The 16,358-nt window shown below is 74.9% G+C and carries 15 protein-coding genes and 1 riboswitch; of the genes, 5 read left to right on the plus strand and 10 right to left on the minus strand.

What is annotated here, in order from left to right:
* Window positions 1-117 precede the first annotated feature (117 nt).
* From amrb99_RS21550 to amrb99_RS21575, 6 genes are all read right to left on the minus strand, one after another.
* A complete protein-coding gene (locus amrb99_RS21550) occupies window positions 118-999 on the minus strand; it encodes a GNAT family N-acetyltransferase (RefSeq protein ID WP_206700045.1) in 882 nt (293 codons plus the stop codon).
* Window positions 1,000-1,055: 56 nt separating this feature from the next.
* On the minus strand, window positions 1,056-1,670 hold the full coding sequence (gene bluB, locus amrb99_RS21555; protein WP_190858727.1) for a 5,6-dimethylbenzimidazole synthase: 615 nt from the start codon (window positions 1,668-1,670) through the stop codon (window positions 1,056-1,058).
* 35 nt (window positions 1,671-1,705) lie between these two features.
* Window positions 1,706-1,898: riboswitch (cobalamin riboswitch) on the minus strand.
* 43 nt (window positions 1,899-1,941) lie between these two features.
* Entirely contained in the window at window positions 1,942-2,361 is a 420-nt protein-coding gene (locus amrb99_RS21560) for a DUF4260 family protein (RefSeq protein WP_190858730.1), read from the minus strand.
* A gap of 88 nt (window positions 2,362-2,449) precedes the next feature.
* Window positions 2,450-3,019, minus strand: a complete 570-nt coding sequence (locus amrb99_RS21565; RefSeq protein WP_190858733.1) for a DUF4240 domain-containing protein — start codon at window positions 3,017-3,019, stop codon at window positions 2,450-2,452.
* A gap of 77 nt (window positions 3,020-3,096) precedes the next feature.
* Window positions 3,097-3,795 carry a class I SAM-dependent methyltransferase gene (locus amrb99_RS21570; RefSeq protein WP_190858736.1) on the minus strand — a complete coding sequence of 233 codons (699 nt, stop codon included), beginning with the start codon at window positions 3,793-3,795 and terminating at the stop codon, window positions 3,097-3,099.
* Between the two features lie 46 nt (window positions 3,796-3,841).
* Window positions 3,842-4,759 carry a LysR family transcriptional regulator gene (locus amrb99_RS21575; protein WP_190858739.1) on the minus strand — a complete coding sequence of 306 codons (918 nt, stop codon included), beginning with the start codon at window positions 4,757-4,759 and terminating at the stop codon, window positions 3,842-3,844.
* 87 nt (window positions 4,760-4,846) lie between these two features.
* On the opposite strand from amrb99_RS21575, the gene amrb99_RS21580 reads away from it, so the two are divergent.
* Both amrb99_RS21580 and amrb99_RS21585 read left to right on the plus strand, forming a co-directional pair.
* A complete protein-coding gene (locus amrb99_RS21580; protein WP_190858741.1) occupies window positions 4,847-6,217 on the plus strand; it encodes an MFS transporter in 1,371 nt (456 codons plus the stop codon).
* Between the two features lie 18 nt (window positions 6,218-6,235).
* A complete protein-coding gene (locus amrb99_RS21585) occupies window positions 6,236-6,682 on the plus strand; it encodes a MarR family transcriptional regulator (protein ID WP_190858743.1) in 447 nt (148 codons plus the stop codon).
* Window positions 6,683-6,736: 54 nt separating this feature from the next.
* Here the strand turns inward: amrb99_RS21585 and amrb99_RS21590 are convergent, their stop codons facing one another.
* From amrb99_RS21590 to amrb99_RS21605, 4 genes are read right to left on the minus strand one after another with little or no spacing between them, the layout of a single operon-like run.
* Window positions 6,737-7,885: an acyl-CoA dehydrogenase family protein gene (locus amrb99_RS21590; RefSeq protein WP_190858745.1), complete on the minus strand. Its 1,149-nt coding sequence runs from the start codon at window positions 7,883-7,885 to the stop codon at window positions 6,737-6,739.
* Between the two features lie 5 nt (window positions 7,886-7,890).
* Window positions 7,891-8,817: a hydroxymethylglutaryl-CoA lyase gene (locus tag amrb99_RS21595; protein ID WP_190858747.1), complete on the minus strand. Its 927-nt coding sequence runs from the start codon at window positions 8,815-8,817 to the stop codon at window positions 7,891-7,893.
* Window positions 8,814-10,751: a biotin carboxylase N-terminal domain-containing protein gene (locus tag amrb99_RS21600; protein ID WP_190858749.1), complete on the minus strand. Its 1,938-nt coding sequence runs from the start codon at window positions 10,749-10,751 to the stop codon at window positions 8,814-8,816. The genes amrb99_RS21595 and amrb99_RS21600 overlap by 4 nt, the downstream gene beginning before the upstream one ends.
* 56 nt (window positions 10,752-10,807) lie before the next feature.
* Entirely contained in the window at window positions 10,808-12,421 is a 1,614-nt protein-coding gene (locus tag amrb99_RS21605) for a carboxyl transferase domain-containing protein (protein WP_190858751.1), read from the minus strand.
* Window positions 12,422-12,507: 86 nt separating this feature from the next.
* Here amrb99_RS21605 and amrb99_RS21610 point away from each other — a divergent pair, with 86 nt between their 5' ends.
* The 3 genes from amrb99_RS21610 (at window position 12,508) to amrb99_RS21620 (ending at window position 16,275) form a co-directional block, all read left to right on the plus strand.
* Window positions 12,508-13,134, plus strand: coding sequence for a TetR/AcrR family transcriptional regulator (locus tag amrb99_RS21610; RefSeq protein WP_190858753.1), 627 nt, complete (start codon window positions 12,508-12,510; stop codon window positions 13,132-13,134).
* A gap of 130 nt (window positions 13,135-13,264) precedes the next feature.
* Window positions 13,265-14,812 carry an AMP-binding protein gene (locus amrb99_RS21615; RefSeq protein WP_190858756.1) on the plus strand — a complete coding sequence of 516 codons (1,548 nt, stop codon included), beginning with the start codon at window positions 13,265-13,267 and terminating at the stop codon, window positions 14,810-14,812.
* Between the two features lie 89 nt (window positions 14,813-14,901).
* Window positions 14,902-16,275 carry a chromosome segregation ATPase gene (locus amrb99_RS21620; RefSeq protein ID WP_190858758.1) on the plus strand — a complete coding sequence of 458 codons (1,374 nt, stop codon included), beginning with the start codon at window positions 14,902-14,904 and terminating at the stop codon, window positions 16,273-16,275.
* Window positions 16,276-16,358: the final 83 nt, after the last annotated feature.

The raw sequence follows: 16,358 nt of genomic DNA on the forward strand, positions 1-16,358 counted from the left end.
GGCTCGTCCCGTGGCGCTGGAGGAAGGGTCATGCGGGACCCTTCTGGAGGCGTGGAGGGGGGTCACGTCCTTGATTGCCCGGAAGCGTCCCACCCCTTCTCGCGGCAGGACGGCGGGTCACAGGTAGTGGCCGCTCGCCAGGTAGGGGGCGGGGGCGGGCATGCCGCGGACGGCGATGTAGCCCTCCTGGCCGATGTCGAGGCGGGCGGCGAGGCCGACGTCCACCGCCCAGTGGTTGTCGGTGGTGATGCAGTTGACGAGGGTGTCCCCGCGCGCGGCGGCGAGCGCCTCCCACAGCAGGGTCTCGGCGGTCCCGGGACGGTCGGCGGCCAGCAGCGTGGGACGTCCCGCGCCCTCGTCGATGTAGACGTAGCCGCGCCGGCCGGGCGCGTCGGAGACGACCAGCCGCAGCGTCTCCAGCATGTGGACGTGGTCGGGGCCGTGGCCCGCGCCGCGGACGGCGGTGTCCAGTTCGTCCATCCATTCGAGGTCGTCGGCGTGCCCGTCCCGCAGTCCGCGGACGGCGGGCAGCGTGGCCCGGTCGACGGTGCCGACCATCCGCATCTGCGGGTGCAGGGTGAATCCCGCCAGACGGTAGCGGCGCGTCGCCGCCGGATGCACCGTCGAGGAGAACAGGCCCGGCCGGTCGCCCGCGTGCGCGAGGACGGCGTCCATCAGGCGCTTGCCGATGCCCTTCCCCTGCCGGCCGGGCAGGACGCCGTAGGTCGCCAGGTACCAGAGCCCTTCGCGGTTCTGGGAGACGGCGAAGCCCACGACGTCCCGGCCCTCTTCGGCGATCCAGCAGCCGTCCGGGTCGACGGACAGGAAGTGGCCCAGGCGGTCGATCAGGCGGCGGGACTGCTCCTCCGTCGGCGGTTCCGGGTCCGGTTCGCCCACCCGCCGGCTGAGGCGGTCGCCTTCGAGGAACGTCACCGCCGCCGCGCGCTCGGTCGCGACGAGGTCGTCCCGCGACATGCGCCTGATGCGTACCGGGTCCATGCAGGCATGATCACGCCATGGGCGGGGCGGCGCACCTGATTATTCGGGTGCCGTGCTCACCAGCGGTCGTGGTGGACGGCCGCGTGGAGGGGGCGGCGGTGCCGCCAGCCGTGCCGTTCGAGGTCCGGGACGGCCTCCAGGTGCGTGACCGGCCCGACGCACAGCCAGGCGACCGGCCGGACGCCCGCCGGGATGCCGAGGAGGTCGCGCAGGTAGGGCTCGCGGTAGAACGACACCCAGCCGACGCCCAGTCCCTCCGCCGTCGCCGCCAGCCAGAGGTTCTGGACGGCCAGGCAGACGGAGTACAGGCCGGCGTCGGCGATCGCGTGCCGGCCGAGGACGGCGGGGCCGCCGCGCTCGGCGTCGTAGGTCACCACGATCGACACGGTGGATTCGAGCACCCCGTCGATCTTGATGCGGGCGAAGCGGGCGGCGGCGTCGCCGGTGAGGGTGGCGGCGAACGCGTCGCGCTCGGACCGGACGTGGTCGTGGAACGCGCGGCGGACGTCCGGGTCGCGGACCAGCACGAAGTCCCAGGGCTGGGTGAGGCCGACGCTGGGGGCGGCGTGCGCGGCGGTGAGGACGCGGTCGAGGACGCCGTCCGGGATCGGCGCGCCGGTGAACTCGGCGCGTACGTCGCGGCGGCGGTGGATGACGTCGTACAGGTTCATGGGCAGGCTCCCGCTGCGGTCGGGCCGCCCAGGGCGGGCGGCCGGTGGAGCGAGGCCGGTCTTCGGACTCCCGGATCGACGCCTCACCGCCCGCCTTCCCGGCCTGACGGCCAGTGGCCGCGCGTGCGCGCGTGGGCGGCGGCTCCCCGGTCACCGCGGCGGGCCCGTGCCGGATTCGCACCGGCTTCCCGATTCTCCCCGAGGGGCACCTCGCGTCAGTTCACGCCGTCCGCGATCGTAGCGGTGCCCGCCTTCGGGTCGGGGGAGGGGGTCAGTGGCGCTGGAAGCCGTCCTTGGTGCGCAGGCCGTAGCCGAGGGCGCGGTCGAACGAGATGTGGGCCATCCAGCCGCAGAGCCCGGCGAAGATCGGAGCCCACGCGAACGGAGTGACGGTGTAGAGCGCGATGAGCGCGAGCGGGACCAGCGCGCGGTGCGCGGCGTTGTAGTACGGGACGGCGCGTGCCGGGAGCTGCCCGCGCTCGACGGTGTGCGCGTCCCGGATCCCGGCCAGGAAGGTGAGGTCGGGCGCGATGAAGAACGCGACCGCGAGGAGCGCGGCGAGCCAGCCGTGGTTGACGCCTTCGAGGACGGCGAACGCGCTCCAGAACAGCGCGTTCGCGCCCCAGGCGGTGCGGCGGGCCACGAGCGCGGCGGAACCCTTGCGGACGGTCGGAACGGTGGCGGTGCTCATGGCCTGGTGCCCTCCTGCTTGGCTAATGGCATTAGCTACAAGCTAAGGCTAATGCCATTAGCTGTCAAGCTCATGGAGAAACGGCCGCTCAGAGGAACAGGGCGGCCAGCCGGGGCAGGCGCAGCCGGGTCTCGGCGTCGTCCTCGACGTCCCAGTTCTCGCCCGCGGGACGCTCGGGCCGCCGCATCGAGCGCACGGCCGACTCCATCGCCGCGTCGAACGACTCGGTCTCTCCCATGACGCGCTTGTAGGTGCTGCGCGCCGCGTAGTGCAGGCCCTCCGCGCCGATCCACCCCTCGTCCTCCCGGGCCATCCGCACCACCGTGGGGACGTCGGCCAGCGTGTCGGGGTCGTCGACGGCGCGCGCGAACACGTCGCGTCCCAGCAGCGCGAGCCCGGCGCGGAAGTCCATGAAGCCGTCGTCGCCGCAGCCGCCCTCGATGAGGTAGGCGGCGTTCCAGAGCGGCCGCCGGTACGCCGAGTCGAGGACGCGCGTCAGCATGGCGTCGAACGCGACGATGCCGGGGCCGTCCAGTTCCGCGAGCCGGTCGGCCACCAGGTCGATCAGCGGGTCGTCGGGGGAGTCGCGGTCGTCGGCGTGCGCACCGGCCTCGGCCCGCGCGTCCTCGATCAGGGCCCACCACGTCCGCTCGTCCATCGGTCCTCCCGCATGCGTCGGCTCCGCCGTTTTCGCGGACCAATGTGCCGCACGGGTCCGACAGGCCGGGCCGCGGGTCAGCGGGGGCGGGCGGTGAACCAGGCGCCGTCGTCGTCCAGGAAGTGGCCGAGGCGCAGGCCCGCCGCGTCCAGCACCGCGGGAAGCTCCTCGTCGCCGAGGTGCCGGTTGGTGAAGGTGTGCGTCCAGCGCCGCTCGCCGATCCGGTATTCGAGCGTCGCGACGACCGTCCCGGGGTCGGGCCGTTCCAGGTGCGCCACCCGGTAGCGGACACCGTCGTGCGTCCACTCCCGGGGCGCGTCGTCGTGCCAGTGCCTGCCCGTGTCGCGCTGGACGACGACCACGCCGTCCGGCCGGACGTGGCGCCGGCAGGCCGCGAGGAGCGCCGCCCGGTCGCCGTAGTTGACCAGGTACGACATCAGCAGGACGCAGCCGAACCGGTCGGGCAGGTCCAGATCCTGGATCGGCGAGCACACCGTCCGCGCGCCCTCGATCCGGGCGAGCATCGCCGCGGAGCCGTCCACCGCCGTCACCGGATGGCCGAACCCGACCAGCGGGCGGGTGACCCGCCCGGTGCCCGCGCCCAGCTCCAGGACCGGCGTGCCGGCCGGGATCGTCGTGTGGACGAGCGCGGCGCTCGCGACGTCCGGCGGGAGCGCGGCGTAGAACTCGACCGCCGACCCGTCGTCCGCGATCTCGCCGGGGCCCGTCCCGGCGCGCCGCCCGTCCGCCGCCGCGCCGTCCTCTGCCGTCGCCATGATCGAATCGTCGGACGGCGGTCCGCCGCCGTCAAGACGCCCGCCGTCAAGACGCCCGAGCCGCACCGGCCTCGCCGCGCGCCAGGCCGGCGGACCTCCGGGCCAGCTCGACCAGGGGACGGACCAGGGGCTCGGCACCGGGACGCCACCGGGCCTCGACGTGGACGCCGGTGACCTCGTCGACGGCGGGATCGAGCCGGACGAGGTCGCCGGCGTCGAGCTCGGCGCGGACGGCCGTCTCCGGGACGAGCGCGACGCCGCGGCCGAGCGCGGCCATCCGGCGCAGCGCGGCGAGGGAGCCGGTGGCCATGCCGATGCGGGTGCCCGGGCCGAGGGCGCGGCCGTAGCGGCGGGTCAGCATCTCGGACGTGCACTCGGGGTTGACGATGAGGAACTCCGCCGCCATCAGCGCGGCCGGATCCAGCGGCGACGCCTGGGCGAGGGGGTGCTCGGGCGCGGCGACCAGGACGACGCGGTCCTCGGCGACGATCTCGTGGGGGCCCGTGGCGGGGACGCCGTTGTCGTAGACGAACACGAGGTCGAGACGGCCGGCCTCTAGCCCGGCGGCGAGGAACGCGCGGTCGCCGACCGCCAGGTCGACCTCGCGCGCGGTGCCCGGGCCGGCGGCGCCGTGCTGGAAGGCGGCGAGCAGGTCGGTCGTCCACTCGTCGGCGAGGCAGTCCAGGGCGCCGACGCGCAGCCGCGGGGCCTGGTCGCGCGCGGCGCGGCGCATCCGGTCCTCCAGTTCGAGGGACTGCACCGCGTAGGGGAGCAGGCGGCGGCCCGCGTCGGTGAGGGCGGTGCCGGTGCTGGTGCGGGCCAGGACGCGGACGCCGAGGTCGTCCTCCAGCCGGCGCAGCTGGATGCTGAGGCTCGACTGGGCGTAGCCGAGCCGCTCGGCGGCGGAGGAGATGCCCCCGGTCTCCGCCACGGCCACGAAGGCCCGCAGGTAGCGCGAATCCACGTCCGGATTATGCCATCGGACTTCTCGATGGCCCCATCGGATCCACGGCCTGTCGGGCGGGGCGGCCGGACGGCGAGGGTCGTGGCCATGACGATCCCCGACAGCCCGCCGGCCCGGCGGGGCGCCCCGCTCCGGTTCGCCGGCATCGCGGCCGGCAACTTCATGATCGCGATGGACGCGACGATCCTCAACGTGGCGCTGCCCGACATGCGGCGCGACCTGCACGCGCCCGCGGCGGCACTGCCCTGGGCGGTGGACGCCTACACGGTGGTGCTCGCCGGACTGATGCTCGCGTCCGGCTCGGTCGCGGACCGGTGGGGCCCGCGCCGGGTGTACCGGGCGGCGCTCGGCGCGTTCGCCGCCGTCGCGCTGCTCTGCGCGGCCGCGCCCGGCGCCGGCCTCCTGATCGCGGGCCGGGCGCTGCTCGGCGTGCCCGCCGCCGGGCTGGTGCCCGCGTCGATGGCGCTGCTCGCCGCGCTCTACCCGGACCCGGACGAGCGGTCCCGCCGGATCGGCGCGCTCGTCTCGATCACCGGCCTCGGCATCGTCGCGGGACCGGTGCTCGGCGGCGCGCTGGTGTCGCTCGCCGGATGGCGGCTGGTGTTCCTGGTGAACGTCCCGGTCGCGGTGCTGGCGCTCGCGGCGTCGGGCGGGCTGAGCGGGCACCGGTCGGGGAAGGCGCGGCCGATCGACCGGACCGGGTTGCTGCTGTCGGTCGCCGGGCTCACCGCGCTGACGTTCGGGCTGGTGGACGCGGGGACGAGCGGCTGGCTGCGGGTCCCGCCCGCCGTGGCGCTGCTCGCCGCGCTCGCGGTCGTCGCCGTTCTCCCGGTGACGCAGCGGCGGGCGGCGTCGCCGGTGCTGCCGCCCGCGCTGATGGCGCTGCGCCGGGTCCGCGTGGACCTGGTCGTCGCGGTCGCGTCGCAGCTCGTCTACTACGGCCTGCTGTTCACGCTGACCCAGTGGATGGTGGACGCGCGCGGGCTGACGGCGTTGCGGGCGGGGCTGGCGTTCCTGCCGATGACCGTCCCGGTGGCGTTCGTCCCGATGGTCACGGGCCGGCTCGTCGTCCGGTTCGGGGCGCGGCGGGTGATGCTCGCGGGGATGGCGATGGACGTGCTGGGCGGGCTCGTCCTCGCGGGAGGCGGGGCGTCGCTGTGGACGGTGTTCGCCGTCCAGATTCTGATCGGGACCGGGAGCCCGCTGGCGATCCCGGCGTGCATCGCCGACATGTCGGCGGCCGTCCCGCTGCGGCTGGCGGCGACGGGGCAGGGGGCGCTCAACGCGGCCCGGCAGACCGGCACCGCGCTCGGCGTGGCGGTCTTCGGCACGCTGGGGACGCTGACCGCGACCGGGTCCGTGCTGGTCGCGGTGGCCGCTCCGGCCGCCGTGGTGGTCGGCCTCGCCGCCCGGCCGCGGAGCCGTTTTGATCAGCTTGAACTGGACAGTTCAGACTGAATAAATTACACTGGGGCCATGAGCGACAGCGTCGAGCCCATCTCCCCCTCGGCCGCCCGGGCCGCCCGGGAGGTGCGGGTCGTGTTCAGCCGGCTGCGCCGCAGGCTGCGCGAGATCGGCGGAGCCCACGATCTCACACCGTCGCAGACGGCGGTGCTGAGCCGGCTGCTCAAGGACGGCGCGGCCAGCGCGAGCGCGCTCGCCGCGGCCGAGCGGGTCCGCCCGCAGTCCATGGCCGCCACGATCGCCGTCCTGGAGGAGCGCGGTCTCATCCGCCGCGACCCCGACCCCGAGGACGGCCGCCGCCAGCTGGTCACGCCGAGCGACGCCGGGCGCGAATGGGTCGAGGGCTCCCGGCAGGCCCGCGAAGAATGGCTGAGCCGCGCCCTCCAGGACCACTGCACCGAAGAGGAGCGCGAGACGGTCCTGAAGGCGTTCGCCGTCCTGGACCGCCTCGTCGAGTGACCCGGGCGCGGGAGAGGGCCGCGGCCCCCTCCCGCACACGTGGCCAGGACGCGGTCAGGACGCGGGCAGGCCGAGGGCGCGGGCGATCAGCATGCGCTGGACCTCCGACGTCCCCTCGCCGACCTCCAGGATCTTCGCGTCGCGGTAGAAGCGGCCGACGGCGTACTCGTTCATGAAGCCGTACCCGCCGAAGACCTGCGTGGCGTCGCGGGCGTTGTCCATCGCCGCGTTGGACGCGACGAGCTTGGCGATCGCCGCCTCCTTCTTGAACGGCTCCCCGGCCAGCATCTTCGCCGCCGCCGCGTAGTACGCGAGGCGGGCCGTGTGCGCGCGGACCTCCATGTCGGCGATCTTGAACTGCATCGCCTGGTAGCGGCCGATCTCCTTGCCGAACGCCTCCCGCTCGCCGGCGTAGCGCAGGCACTCGTCCACGCAGCCCTGCGCCAGGCCGACCGACAGCGCGGCGATCGCGATCCGGCCCTCGTCCAGGATCCGCAGGAACTGCGCGTAGCCCCGGCCGCGCTCGCCGACGAGGTTCTCCGCCGGGACACGGACGTCGTCGAACGACAGCTCGCGGGTGTCCGAGGACGACCAGCCGACCTTGGAGTACTTGCGGCCGACCGTGAAGCCGGGCGTGCCGCTCGGCACGATGATCGTGGAGATCTCGCCGTCGCCGGTGAACGCGGTGACGGTCACGAACGCGGTGATGTCGGTGCCGGAGTTGGTGATGAACGCCTTCGACCCGTTGATCACCCACGAGTCGCCGTCCAGCCGGGCCGTCGTCCGCATCCCGCCCGGGACGTCGGAGCCGCCGCCCGGCTCGGTCAGCCCGAACCCGGCGAGCTTCTCACCGGACGTCAGCATCGGCAGCCAGCGCGCCTTCTGCTCGTCCGACCCGAACCGGTAGATCGGCATCGCGCCGAGCGAGACGCCCGCCTCCAGCGTGATGGCCACGGACGAGTCGACCCGCGCCAGCTCCTCCAGCGCCAGGCAGAGCGCGAAGTAGTCGCCGCCCATGCCGCCGTGCTCCTCGGGGAACGGCAGCCCGAACAGCCCCATCTTGCCCATCGCCGCGACGATGTCGTACGGGAACTCGCCGCGCTCGTACAGGTCGCCGATCACCGGGGCCACGGTCTCGCGCGCGAACCGCTCGACGGTGCGCCGCAGCTCCTCCTGCTCGTCGCTGAGCTTGAAGTCGATCATCAGGGTTACTCCGATTTCGGTGACAGGGCCTGGACGACGCGGGACGGGCTCGGGCGGCCGAGCCGCCCGGCCATCCAGCGGCTGGTGGCGGCGAGCGCGTCGAGGTCGACGCCCGTCTCGACGCCCAGCCCGTTCAGCATCCAGACGAGGTCCTCGGTGGGCAGGTTGCCGGTGGCGCTCTCGGCGTACGGGCAGCCGCCGAGGCCGCCCGCCGACGCGTCCACGACGGTGACGCCGGCGCGCAGCGCGGCGAGGGTGTTGGCGAGCGCCTGCCCGTAGGTGTCGTGGAAGTGCACGGCGAGCCGGTCGGTGCCGATGCCCGCCGCGGCCAGCGCCTCGATCAGCGCGGTGACGTGGCCGGGCGTGCCGACCCCGATCGTGTCGCCGATGCTCAGCTGCGAGCAGCCGAGGTCCATCAGCCGGGACGCGACGGACACGACCTGCTCGATCGGGACGTCGCCCTCCCACGGGTCGCCGCACGCCATCGACACGTAGGCGCGCACCCACAGCCCCTCGGCGCGCGCGCGTTCCACGACGGGCGCGAACATCGCGATCGACTCGTCCACGGTCCGGTTGAGGTTGCGGCGCGCGAACGTCTCGGTGGCGCTCCCGAAGATCGCGATCTCGGTGATGCCGTTCGCGAGCGCCCGGTCCAGGCCCCGCTCGTTCGGCACGAGCACCGGGTACCGGACGTCGCCGGACCGGGGGAGCACGCCGAGCAGCTCCTCGGCGTCGGCGAGCTGCGGCACCCACTTCGGATGGACGAAGCTCGTCGTCTCGATCGTGGTGAGCCCCGCGCCCGCGAGCCGGGTGACGAACTCCGACTTCACCTCGACCGGGACGACCGCCTTCTCGTTCTGCAGCCCGTCCCGCGGCCCGACCTCGTAGATCGTGACGCGGTCGGGCAGGCCCGGCAGCGGTGTCGCCATCATGCCTCCTCGATCACGGCCAGCACCGCGTCCAGGGCGACCTGGGCGCCCGCGCGGGCCGGCAGCTGCGCCACGACGCCGGCGCGCGGCGCGGTGACGGTGTGCTCCATCTTCATCGCCTCGACGACGACGAGCGGCTGCCCCTCGTCCACCCGGTCGCCCTCGCCGACCTTGACCGCCAGGACGGTGCCGGGCATCGGGCTGCGCAGGACGCCGTCGCCGGACGCGTCCGCCGCGGCGCCGCCCTCCGCCTTGACGTGCTCGGCGAGCGCCCACGCGCGCCCGCCGCGCCCGAGCCAGAGCGTGCGCCCGTCGCGGGCGGCGGTGAACGAGACCGTCCGGCCGCCGTAGGTGAGGGTCGAACCGGTCAGCGACGCGTCCACCGGCTCGCCGTCCCCGACGGCCACCCGCGCGGCCGCGGCGCGGCCCTGCACGCGGACCTCGACGGGCTCGCCGCCGGACGGCGTGATGATCCACGGTGTCCAGGCGTGCGCGCCGGGGCGCCAGCCGTCCGGGATCGCCCACGGGTCGCCGTCGGCGGGCTCCAGCGCGAGCATCCGGTCCAGCGCGGCGGCGGCGAGCACCTCCGGCGGCGCGCCGCCGTCCGAGGTCAGCTCGTCGAGCGCCCGCTCCACCAGGCCGGTGTCGAGGTCGCCGGACGCGACGGACGGGTGCTTCAGCAGCGCCCGCAGGAACGCCACGTTCGTCGGCACGCCCAGCAGCGTGTACCCGGCGAGCGCCCGGTCGAGGCGGTGCAGCGCCTCGGTGCGGTCGCCGCCGTGCACGATCACCTTCGCCAGCATCGGGTCGTAGGACCCGCCGACCTCCGTCCCGACGTCGAGGCCCGAGTCGACGCGGACGCCCTCCGGCTCGTCGAGCGCCAGGACCGTCCCGCCCGTCGGCAGGAAGCCGCGCGCCGGGTCCTCGGCGTAGACGCGCGCCTCGATCGCGTGGCCGTCCAGCCGCACGTCCTCCTGCGCGAACGGCAGCGGCTCGCCGGCCGCGACGCGGAGCTGGAGCTCGACCAGGTCCAGGCCGGTGACCAGCTCGGTGACGGGGTGCTCGACCTGGAGCCGGGTGTTCATCTCCATGAAGAAGAACTCGTCCGGGCGGTCGGCGGACACGATGTACTCGACCGTCCCCGCGCCGACGTAGCCGACCGCCTGCGCGGCGGCGACGGCGGCGGCGCCCATCCGCGCGCGGGACGCCTCGTCCAGCAGCGGCGACGGCGCCTCCTCGACGATCTTCTGGTGCCGGCGCTGCAGGCTGCACTCGCGCTCGCCCAGGTGGACGGCGTTGCCGTGCGCGTCGGCGAACACCTGGATCTCGATGTGCCGGGGGTTCTCCACGAACCGCTCGGCGAGCAGGGTGTCGTCGCCGAACGAGCCGCGCGCCTCGCGGCGGGCGGACGCGATCGCGTCCGGGAGGTCCGCCGCGTCCCGAACCAGGCGCATGCCCTTGCCGCCGCCGCCCGCGGACGGCTTGAGCAGCACCGGAAGCCCGACCTCCAGCGCGGCGGCCTCCAGTTCGGCGTCCGACAGGCCCGGCTCGTCCCGGCCGGGGACGACCGGGACGCCGGCCGCGGCGACGGTCCGCTTCGCGCGGATCTTGTCGCCCATCGCCTCGATCGCGGCGGCGGGCGGCCCGATGAACACCAGGCCGGCGTCCGCGCAGGCCCGCGCGAACGCGGTGTTCTCCGCCAGGAACCCGTACCCGGGGTGGACGGCCGCCGCGCCCGCCGCGCGGGCGGCGCCGACGACCGCGTCGATGTCCAGGTAGGACGGGACGCGCAGCGCCTCGTCGGCCTCGCGGACGTGCCGGGCGCGCGCGTCGGCGCCGGTGTGGACGGCCACCGACCGGATCCCGAGCCGCCGCAGCGTGCGGAACACGCGGACGGCGATCTCGCCCCGGTTGGCGACCAGGACGCTGTCGAACATCGATGCCCCGCGCCGGGAAGGCGCCGTGGCTCCGTGCCGGGAAGACATTGGGCCCCTCACATCCGGAAGACGCCGTAGCCGACCGGCTCCAGCGGTGCGTTGGCGGCGGCGGACAGCCCGAGGCCGAGGACGCGGCGGGTGTCGAGCGGGTCGATCACCCCGTCGTCCCACAGCCGGGCCGTCGAGTAGTACGGGTTGCCCTGCGCCTCGTACTGGTCGCGGATCGGCGCCTTGAACGCCTCCTCGTCCTCGGCCGGCCACTCCTCGCCGCGGGCGTCCATCTGGTCGCGGCGGACCGTCGCGAGCACGCTCGCGGCCTGCTCCCCGCCCATGACCGAGATGCGGGCGTTCGGCCACATCCACAGGAAGCGCGGCGAGTACGCCCGGCCGCACATCGCGTAGTTGCCCGCGCCGAACGAGCCGCCGATGACGACCGTGAACTTCGGGACGCGCGCGCACGACACGGCCGTGACCATCTTCGCGCCGTGCTTGGCGATGCCGCCCGCCTCGTACTCGCGGCCGACCATGAAACCGGTGATGTTCTGCAGGAAGACCAGCGGGACGCTGCGCCGGTCGCACAGCTCGATGAAGTGCGCGCCCTTCTGCGCCGACTCGCCGAACAGGATGCCGTTGTTGGCGACGATCCCGACCGGGTGCCCGTGGATCCGCGCGAACCCGGTGACCAGCGTCGTGCCGTACTCCTTCTTGAACTCCTGGAACCGGCTGCCGTCCACGATCCGCGCGATCACCTCGCGCACGTCGTAGGGGGTGCGCGGATCGGGCGGGACGACGCCGTACAGCTCGGACGGGTCGACCGCCGGCTCCTCCGGCGCCGCCACGTCCCACGGGCGCGGCTCGCGCGGGCCGAGCGTGCCGACGATGTCGCGGACGATCCGCAGTGCGTGCGCGTCGTCCTCGGCGAGGTGGTCGGTCACCCCGGAGGTGCGGGAGTGCAGCTCGCCGCCGCCCAGCTCCTCCGCCGTCACGATCTCGCCGGTCGCGGCCTTCACCAGCGGCGGGCCGCCGAGGAAGATCGTGCCCTGGCCGCGGACGATCACCGCCTCGTCGCTCATCGCCGGGACGTAGGCGCCGCCCGCCGTGCAGGAGCCCATGACCGCGGCGATCTGCGGGATGCCGCGCCCGGACATGGTCGCCTGGTTGTAGAAGATGCGGCCGAAGTGCTCGCGGTCGGGGAACACCTCGTCCTGGCGGGGCAGGAACGCGCCGCCGGAGTCGACCAGGTAGACGCAGGGGAGGCGGTTGTGCAGGGCCACCTCCTGCGCGCGCAGATGCTTCTTGACCGTGATCGGGTAGTACGTCCCGCCCTTCACGGTGGCGTCGTTGGCGACGATCACGCACTCGCGGCCGGACACCCGGCCGACGCCGGTGATGATCCCGGCGCCCGGCGCCTCGTCGCCGTACATGCCGTTCGCGGCGAGGGGCGACAGCTCCAGGAACGGCGAGCCGGGGTCGAGCAGCGTGTCGACCCGGTCGCGGGGGAGCAGCTTGCCGCGCGCCACGTGCCGCTCGCGGGCCCGCTCGGGACCGCCGCGCCCGGCCCGGTCGACGCGGTCGCGCAGCTCGGCCGCCAGCGCGGCGTTGTGCGCGGCGTTCGCCTTGAACGCCTCGCCGGCCACGTCGGCGCGGCTGCCGATCTCGGGTCCGGTCATGGTCCCCTTCCCTGTTAATGCTCGTTAACAACGCCGATGCTAGAGATGTTAATGCTCATTAACAAGCTTGGTCTAGACTCCCCACCATGACCTCCTACCCGGCCGCGGCGCCCGGCGACCCGGCGCCCGGCGACCCGGCCGCCGGTCCGCCCCTCGCCGCGGTGAACCCGCGCCGCGTGGAGATCCTCGCCGCCGCGGCCGAACTGTTCGCCTCCCGCGGCTACCACGGGGCGTCCATCGGCGACGTCGGACGGGCCGTCGGGCTCACCGGCCCCGCCCTCTACCGGCACTTCAGCGGCAAGGAGGCCGTCCTCGGCGAGATGCTCGTCGACATCAGCGAGCGGCTGCACGCCGAGGGCGTCCGCCGCGCCGCCGACCCCGACCCCGGCCGCGCCCTCGACGCGCTGCTCCGCTTCCACATCGCGTTCGCGCTGGACAACCCCGCGCTCATCACCGTCCACGAGCGCGAGCTCGACAACGTCCCCGCGCCGCAGCGGCACGAGGTCCGCCGGCTGCAGCGCGCCTACGTGGAGGAATGGGTGGCCGTGCTGCGGCGGCTGCGCCCCGGCCTGCCCGACGGGCGGACGCGCGCCGCCGTCCACGCCTGCTTCGGCCTGCTGAACTCCACCCCGCGCAGCGCCGCCGGCCTCGACCGCGACGCGATGGGCGCCCTCCTGCACACCATGGCCCGCGCTGCCCTCGAAGCCGCCTGACGGGCCGCGCCGGCGCCCCCGGACCGCCCCGGATTCCGGACGGTCCGCAATCTTGACGCGCCGCCCCACGGGTGGGTCATATGGGATGAAAGGTTCACCGGCCATCCCACCCGCTGCAGAGGAGAGCCGTATGGGCGTCGAGGGCGTCGGCTTCTACGAGATCGCGACCAACGACCCGGACCGCCCGGCGATCCTGGCCCCCGGCGTCCCCGTCTCCTACGGCGAGCTGCACGCCGAGGTGAACCGGCTGTCGAACGCCCTGGACGGGCTCGGCCTGCGGCCCGGCGACGCCGTCGCGACCGTCCTCGGCAACCGGCCCGACTTCCTCACCGTCCTCCTGGCGGCGATGCAGTCCGGCCTCTACATCGTCCCGGTGAGCCGCCACCTGACCGCCCCCGAGATCGGCTACATCCTCGCCGACTGCGGCGCCAGGGCCGTCGTGACCGAGAGCGCCTTCGCGTCCGTGGTGTCCGGAGCCGCCGACGAGGCCGGGATCGCCGCCGAGTTGCGCATCAGCGTCGACCCGGCCGAGGGGTACCGCTCGATGGCCGGGCTGTGCGCGTCCGGCAGCGCCGCACCCCCGGCCAAGCGCCGGATGGGCTCCATCATGCTCTACACGTCCGGGACGACCGGGCGCCCCAAGGGCGTGCGGCGCCCGCTGCTGGACGTCCCGCCGGAACTGCTCTTCGACGTCATGCGCACGACGCTGATGACCCACCTCGGCCTCGAACCGGGCGACGAGGTGCACCTCGCGATCGGGCCGCTCTACCACTCGGCGCCCTGCGTCCACGCGATGATGGCGCTCAGCCTCGGGCACGCCGTCGTCGTCGCGTCCCGGTTCCGGCCCGAGCCGACCCTGGAGCTGATCCAGCGGCACGGCGTCACCAACTCCTTCATGGTGCCGACCATGTTCCACCGCATGCTCGCCCTGCCCGACGACGTCCGCGCCCGGTACGACCTGTCGTCGCTGCGGCAGGTCTACCACAGCGCCGCGCCGATCCCCGTCGAGACCAAGCAGCGGATGATGGACTGGTGGGGGCCCGTCCTCTACGAGTACTACGGCTCCACCGAGAGCGGCGCCGTCGTCGTCGCCACCCCGCAGGACTGGCTCGCCCACCCCGGCACGGTCGGCCGCGCCGTCGACGGCGTGCGGATCAAGATCCTCGACCCGGAGGGCGCGGAGCTGCCGCCCGGCGAGACCGGCCTGATCTACGCCGCCGGCCAGCCCGGCTTCGAGTACCACCGCGACCCGGGCAAGACCGCCTCCACCATGCGCGGCGAGTTCTACACCCCCGGCGACCTCGGCCACCTCGACGAGGACGGCTGGCTCTACATGAGCGACCGCCGCACCGACCTCGTCATCTCCGGCGGCGTGAACATCTACCCGGCCGAGATCGAGTCCGTGCTGCTCCAGCATCCCGCCGTCGGCGACGTCGCCGTCATCGGCGTCCCGGACGAGGACTGGGGGCAGCGCGTCGTCGCCCTCGTCGAGCCCGCGGACGGCGCCGTCGCGGGCGACGCCCTCGCCGCCGAGCTGCTCGCCCACTGCGAGCCCCGGCTCGCCAGGCTCAAGCACCCGCGCAGGGTGGAGTTCCGCGCGTCGCTGCCGCGCACCCCGTCCGGCAAGCTCAGCCGCAGCCGCGTCCGCGACGCCTACCTGCGGGAACAGGCGGGCTAGGCGGTCGCGCGCGGGGCCCGGGGCAGGGGCGCCGCAAGTCGCCGGCGGGACCGTCGAACGTTCCCGGGGCGCGCCGCGTACAACGGCACATGGAAGACCAGAAGGTCGCCCCGTTCGACAGCGCCCCGACCCCTGCCGCCCCGACGTTGACCGATCTTCCAGTGATCACGGACCCCGGCTTCTACACCGACCCCGCGTACGCCGCCCAGAGCGTCCCGCCGGAGGACGCGCCGTCCCCGCCCACCAGCGACGGCGCCGGTGCCGGGCCCGACGCGGGACTCGACACGGGGCTCGACACCGTGCCCCGCGCCGGGATCGCCCGCCTGGGCGACCCGGTCGCGGTCTGGCCGTGCGCCGGCTGCGGCAGGCCCGTACCGCAGCCGGTGCGCGGCGCCCGCACCGTCCGCTACTGCCAGGACAACGGCGGCGCGTGCGAGCGGACCGCGCACGAGAACCGCGAGCGCGCGCGCGAGGCGCCCGGCCTGACCGGCCAGGTCGCCTGGACGTGGGAGATGGTGGAGCGGCTGGAGGCCGTCGCCGACCGGCTCGCCGGGTCGATGGTCTCCGAGCTGAGCGTCGCCGGCGTCGAGCGGCGGGTCGCCGACGCCCGCGCCGACGCCGCCGGGCAGATCGCGGTCGCGCAGCGGGAGCGGGACGCCTCGCAGCGCCAGGCCGAGGCCGCCTGGCGCGAGACCGCGACCGCCCGCGCCCGCGCGGACGCCGCCGAGGACGCCGCCGCCGCAGCCCGCGCCGAGGCCGAGCGCGCCGCCGCCGAAGCCGAGCGGGCCGCCGCCGAACGCGACGCCGCACGCCGCGAGGGCCAGGAGGCCAAGGACGCCGCGGACGCCGCCGTCGCCGCCCAGCTGGCCGCCGAACGCGAGCGCGACCGGATCGCCTCCCGCGAGGGCGAGCTGCTCGCCGCGCTGGAGACCGCCCGGACCGAGCTCGTCGGCCTGCACGGCCGGCTGTCGGAGACCGAGACCGTCGTCGAGGGGCAGCGGATCGAGGCCGCCGCCGCCCGGCGCGCCGCCGACGACCTGCGCGCCGCCGTCCGCGACGCCGAGACCCAGCGCGGGCAGGCCGTCGCCGACCGCGACCAGATCCAGGCGCGCGCCCGCGAGGCCGAGGAGCGCAACTGGGACCTGTCGCGCGCCAACGAGGAGCTGCGCGCCGCCGTCCAGACCCTCACCGCCGAACGGGACGCCGCGCGCGCCGAGGCCGACCGCGCCCGCCGCCGCGTCGACGCGCTCACCCGCCCGGCGGACCCGCGCCCGGACGGACGGCCCGCCGCCGACCGGGAGCCGCCGACCGGCCTGCACCCCCTGCCCCCGCTGAACGGATCTCCGCTGAACGGGTCCCCGGTGAACGGGACTCCGCTGAACGGGGCCGCGCGGGGCGGGTCCTCGCTGGACGGCACCGACCCGCTCGCGGTCAACGGCCACCGCCTTCCCCACGCCGGCTGACCATCCGCCGGCGTACCGGCCACGAAAAGGAGGTGAGGCCCTTCACCACACGGCACTGGCCCTGAACCGGCCGCCGCACCGCA

It is taken from the genome of Actinomadura sp. RB99, assembly GCF_014706005.1.
GTDB lineage: Bacteria > Actinomycetota > Actinomycetes > Streptosporangiales > Streptosporangiaceae > Spirillospora.

What these genes read in the sequence shown, in the direction of transcription:
- amrb99_RS21595 (WP_190858747.1), bottom strand. Translation starts at nt 8,817, where the DNA reads ATGATGGCGACACCGCTGCCGGGCCTGCCCGACCGCGTCACGATCTAC.
- amrb99_RS21580 (WP_190858741.1), top strand. Translation starts at nt 4,847, where the DNA reads ATGACGATCCCCGACAGCCCGCCGGCCCGGCGGGGCGCCCCGCTCCGG.
- amrb99_RS21610 (WP_190858753.1), top strand. Translation starts at nt 12,508, where the DNA reads ATGACCTCCTACCCGGCCGCGGCGCCCGGCGACCCGGCGCCCGGCGAC.
- amrb99_RS21605 (WP_190858751.1), bottom strand. Translation starts at nt 12,421, where the DNA reads ATGACCGGACCCGAGATCGGCAGCCGCGCCGACGTGGCCGGCGAGGCG.
- amrb99_RS21560 (WP_190858730.1), bottom strand. Translation starts at nt 2,361, where the DNA reads ATGAGCACCGCCACCGTTCCGACCGTCCGCAAGGGTTCCGCCGCGCTC.
- amrb99_RS21600 (WP_190858749.1), bottom strand. Translation starts at nt 10,751, where the DNA reads ATGTTCGACAGCGTCCTGGTCGCCAACCGGGGCGAGATCGCCGTCCGC.
- amrb99_RS21620 (WP_190858758.1), top strand. Translation starts at nt 14,902, where the DNA reads ATGGAAGACCAGAAGGTCGCCCCGTTCGACAGCGCCCCGACCCCTGCC.
- amrb99_RS21550 (WP_206700045.1), bottom strand. Translation starts at nt 999, where the DNA reads ATGGACCCGGTACGCATCAGGCGCATGTCGCGGGACGACCTCGTCGCG.
- amrb99_RS21615 (WP_190858756.1), top strand. Translation starts at nt 13,265, where the DNA reads ATGGGCGTCGAGGGCGTCGGCTTCTACGAGATCGCGACCAACGACCCG.
- bluB (WP_190858727.1), bottom strand. Translation starts at nt 1,670, where the DNA reads ATGAACCTGTACGACGTCATCCACCGCCGCCGCGACGTACGCGCCGAG.
- amrb99_RS21570 (WP_190858736.1), bottom strand. Translation starts at nt 3,795, where the DNA reads ATGGCGACGGCAGAGGACGGCGCGGCGGCGGACGGGCGGCGCGCCGGG.
- amrb99_RS21565 (WP_190858733.1), bottom strand. Translation starts at nt 3,019, where the DNA reads ATGGACGAGCGGACGTGGTGGGCCCTGATCGAGGACGCGCGGGCCGAG.
- amrb99_RS21590 (WP_190858745.1), bottom strand. Translation starts at nt 7,885, where the DNA reads ATGATCGACTTCAAGCTCAGCGACGAGCAGGAGGAGCTGCGGCGCACC.
- amrb99_RS21585 (WP_190858743.1), top strand. Translation starts at nt 6,236, where the DNA reads ATGAGCGACAGCGTCGAGCCCATCTCCCCCTCGGCCGCCCGGGCCGCC.